Here is a 4,412-nt window from a genome sequence, read left to right as displayed (position 1 = left end):
TGCTGTAATTACAATGGGTTATCTGTTGTTCTCAAAAATCAATTTAACCGTATGTCTAGTACATATTAATAACGATAAAATTGCTAACCGTCAAGAAAATCCGATTATTTATCTGATGTTTGCGGTGTTATGGGTAAATCAGGGGAAATGCAGATTGTTTGTATTATATGTTTGGGAAACCCTCGGTCAATGTTCAGTAAGTTAGTTTGTTAGTAATGTTTGTTCGGAACAAACATTACTAACATTGTCCCATTTAAGATTATTTTTGGACAAAATGAAATTGTTCTAACAAGCACCGAATTTAAATATGGCTAGCTGCTAGATTGAATACGAATCTTACGTATGTTAAGAAGCTTGAAGGTAAACTCCTTCATTTATAGTATGAAGAATTGCACCACTAAGCTCAGCCAATGGTTCTATATCGCAATATCTTGCTAGTTTGAACTTAAAGCCATCATCATAGCTATAGCTAGCTCCTTTCATGGCTAAATACTCGCGTAATGCCTTGAGTAGATAATCCTTTCCAGAAACAGCACATAAAGGCGTAGAAAGTGTACCTACAATATTAGTAACTGAATCATAAATTTCTTGATATTGTTCCTGAGTAATAACCTCAAGCACTTGAGTATTTATACCATCAATTACTTCCTGAACTTTAACCGAACATAAATCCCACCGACTTGGTTTTTTCTTTTGAGAACACATCGTATGGTAACTACGTGAAACAGTAGTGATTCTATCTTCTTCCAAAGCTTTCCATGAAACAGCGTACACTTTAAACAACTCAAGCAATGTAGGGGTGATGTTTGTAATAAAATCATCCCATTCTAACAAATCTATTGCTTGATCTTTCAATAACCTTCCCGAATGATCTCGTAGAAGTTCAGCACTAGCATTTTGACAAAAAAGATAGTTTTCCAAGCAATACAAACGGTGTTGATATAAGCGATTAATAGGTCCTTCCCTTTCACTATGTAGTAAATCTAAGTCGCCATCAATAATGAACAGAGCGGGAAATTCCTCATCATACTGTTGACACATCTCAACTACCTTCTCACGGCCAGCTAAAGAAATTACTTTCTTAATATTAACTCTACCACCAGTTGCACGAGTTAAAAGCTCTGTATACAGAGCAGCAGCGTCAACATCTTCTACATAAATCTCTATATCTTGAAGTCCACGATAAAAAAGCCCAACACTTTGATTAGCCGCATCCGACCTTGTAGGTATTCCGTACATAAAATCATATACCTTTATTCAAAGGCACATACATGTAATTTCTACCACCAATTATAGATGGAGAGTGAGTCGCTAAAATTATTTGAAGGCTAGGACTTGCTTCTTGAATAGCTTCGACAAACATATCTTGCCAAGAAATATGAAGTGATAGCTCTGGTTCATCAACGATAAATACACCATCTTTTCTCAATCGTTTATTGAGCACCAAATGAGCTAACATAATAATAATTTGACGTTCACCAGAAGAAAGTACAGATAAGTTTCTTTCTTCACCTGAAAACTTAACAACTAAACGACCCTTGTTATTAATTTGTACTAATTTTTCAGTTTCATTTAGGAATTTATTTACCAACATTTCAAATCGAGATAAACGAGCGTAGATTCGATTTTTTTCTGATTGGTATGATTCTACTTTTGAAAAAAGCCTATCAATTCTCTTTAATTGATGCTGATTAACAAACCAATCCGACATTATTTTATTTGTGTCTTCATCTAACTCTATATCTTTTCTATGTCGATTATCCTTTTCTAGCTTTTCGAAGCGTTTTACTAAATTTTCAAGCTTGTCGAAAAAATCATTATATTTAACTTCAAATTCATCACTAGGAACGTCAAGGTTATCAAATGTCTTTTTAATTGCTCGCTGCTTGTGCCGTAATTGGCTCAGAGTGTATTTATCTGGAAATGTAACATCTCCTGCCATTTCAGCAAAAGAGAGGGAATCCAAAATAATGTCATTTCTTAACTTATTATCAGCAAAACTTTGACGAGCTTTTGCCTCAGCATTGGCTTCTGCCACTATTTCAACAATTTCTTCGAGGCTATCGTCCTTTACACCACGTTTTTTAATTGAGCGATGTATCATATTGTCATCAATGAAGACAGGGTAATCTTCATCCCTAGAGGACTTAACAAAGCGTCTATCAAGACTTAAAAACATTGGTGATGCGAGTCGTTTAATTGCTTTTATCGCATCACTATTTCTATCAAAACTACCTCTACCTCTTCTTTGTATATAAATATGTTCTTCGTGTGAAATGTCTTCTTGACCTAGTAATTCATGCTCATTACTCACCTTTATCTGCATTACATCATCTTGCTTACTACAATTAATACATATAATTTCTTTGGATTTTTGAATAACGAGGCTTGCATTAGAGAAACGCATCTCAAGCAATTGATCAATTGACGGAGTAAGTAAAGCCATAATTAAGTTCAGAGCAGAAGTCTTGCCCGAACCATTCAAACCTGCAAAAAAATTAACATCTGGTCTAAAATCTACGTCAAAATCCAGATACCCATGAACACCCTGCGCTTTTAAGTGTAATAATTTCACGATAGTTCCTATCCAAAAATTTTTATAAAGGTATGATTGTACGGAATAAAAGTATTAATGTCAGCTGCTTGTCTCAAAAAAAACACCAATAGTCTCGTAATTCCAAGTTCGATTACGCTACCTCCTGTAGCATTAGTTTTTTATCGAAGTTTCGTTTTATTTGCGATTTTTCAATGGGCTTAAATAAGTTATTTTTGGGTTAAAATGCGTTAGACATGCAACTTGCCCACCTTGGTGGGTTAGGAGTCAAGAGGGTTTCCTCTTGCCCGCAGATATCGTGCATCTTTTGCGAAGCAAAAGTGTGACGATAGCGCAGCGGGTTGCATTGTCGTCACACTTTCAGTGAACGCCTATTTCGAGGTTGTCCCCAATATCATTTATGCACTTAAGCTGATATCTATGTCGTCTAAACGAAATAGATTTACGGCCTCTACAAGCTGCTCTGGCTCCAGTCGTTTACCATATCTTCCATAAGTCATGTTTTGATGCTTATGGCCTACAATTTCAGACACTACATGCTCTTCGATATTCGCTCGTTTTAACTCATCAATAAAGGTATGACGGAATGAATAGGCGGTAGCTCGTTGTCCTGCTTTAAAGCCCACGTCATTAAGAATGTTGCCGAATGTCTTTCTGTAATCCTTTGACCAATCATTATCTGCACCGCGAGGTTTGACATTAAAGAGCTGTGTTTCTTTTGCTCGCTGGCGAGCTTTCACAAAGGCCAAGAAGCCCATATCTAACAATGTTTGATGAATGGGCACGATTCTATTGGATAACTGGTTTTTCAGCTTCTGAGCGTCACCAGAGTCCGAAAATTGAATGCAAGGCAGTTCGCCTTGCTTGATATCCCGAACTTGAAGCTGACAAGCTTCTGACGGCCTGCAACCTTGATAAAGCATCAATAAGGTAATCCATTTAAAGTCTGTGTTTTGTTTGCGATAAGCGTCGTTTGAGAATAGCTTCTGTAAATCCTCACTTTTCCAACGTTGTCTTTGCTCTTGAGCACTCTTTGCATTTTTAGAGGATGTTTTGACGACAGCAAATGGATTAGCCGTAATAAGCTCATGAGCTAAACACCAATTAAAAAACTGTCTATTTGCCGCAATGTAGTCTTTTAATGTTTTGCTGCTTAATTTTCGTTTGAGTAATCGGTCTCGATAGTGCATAGCAATACTATTGGTGGGCTTATCTGCATTTAATTCTTTTAGATAGCCTAAAAAATCATTACATCGTTGCTCTAACTGAGTAAGGGTGAGTTGCGTGACACCTTCTAATTTTTTAGATTGAATAAAATCAGTGAGCGTAACTGAGGTAATAACAGGTAAGGGGGTAGCGATTTTTATTTTTGGTGAAGGGTCTACCACAAGCTTAGGGGCTTTGGTTTGAGTCTCTGGTTGTGTGTTATAAGCGGCTCGTAGAGTGTTAATCGACTCAGCCAGTTCAGTTTTAAATTCGACAATCGTTAAAGAGAGCGCAATGGCTTTTTCAAACAGCGCATGAAGTAATTGAACTTGCTCAACATTTCGACGATAAGCAGTTTTACGCTCACGAGTAAGTAGGGAGAATTTTAGTTCGTTAGGATAACCACTTTCACGGAGTGAAACTGGAGTAGCGATACGAGTATAGTACACGCTGTTTGGGAGTCTTAATAAGTACATCTGTGCCACCTTTCTGTGCAAGGTGATTTTCGATAGTACAGATACAAAAAAACCGCTGTAAAAACAGCGGTTTAATCTTTTAATTTGGTGGAGGGATAGGGATTTGAACCCTAGAACCGCTATTAACGGTTGCCGGTTTTCAAGACCGGTGCTTTCGACCACTCAGCCATCCCTCC

The 4,412-nt window shown here is 37.2% G+C and carries 4 protein-coding genes and 1 tRNA gene; 1 reads left to right on the top strand and 4 read right to left on the bottom strand.

The genetic code is table 11. The annotated features are described in order from the left end of the window. A partial coding sequence (locus BTO23_RS21475; RefSeq protein ID WP_211295957.1) for a hypothetical protein occupies positions 1 to 205 on the top strand: 205 nt, incomplete at its 5' end. A gap of 140 nt (positions 206 to 345) precedes the next feature. On the opposite strand, the gene BTO23_RS21190 is transcribed toward BTO23_RS21475, so the two are convergent. The 4 genes from BTO23_RS21190 to BTO23_RS21175 form a co-directional block, all read right to left on the bottom strand. Then, on the bottom strand, positions 346 to 1,239 hold the full coding sequence (locus BTO23_RS21190) for a DUF4435 domain-containing protein (protein WP_105064534.1): 894 nt from the start codon (positions 1,237 to 1,239) through the stop codon (positions 346 to 348). A gap of 4 nt (positions 1,240 to 1,243) precedes the next feature. Next, positions 1,244 to 2,575 (bottom strand): AAA family ATPase, encoded by a 1,332-nt coding sequence (locus BTO23_RS21185; RefSeq protein ID WP_170066804.1) that lies wholly within the window; start codon positions 2,573 to 2,575, stop codon positions 1,244 to 1,246. Positions 2,576 to 2,952: 377 nt separating this feature from the next. Beyond that, positions 2,953 to 4,236 carry a tyrosine-type recombinase/integrase gene (locus BTO23_RS21180; RefSeq protein ID WP_170066803.1) on the bottom strand — a complete coding sequence of 428 codons (1,284 nt, stop codon included), beginning with the start codon at positions 4,234 to 4,236 and terminating at the stop codon, positions 2,953 to 2,955. 85 nt (positions 4,237 to 4,321) lie between these two features. Then, positions 4,322 to 4,412 (bottom strand) — tRNA-Ser (locus BTO23_RS21175).

Origin of the sequence: Aliivibrio sifiae (assembly GCF_002954715.1) — a bacterium.
In the GTDB taxonomy this organism is placed as follows: domain Bacteria; phylum Pseudomonadota; class Gammaproteobacteria; order Enterobacterales; family Vibrionaceae; genus Aliivibrio; species Aliivibrio sifiae.
This window is presented reverse-complemented; position numbering and strand designations above follow the sequence as displayed.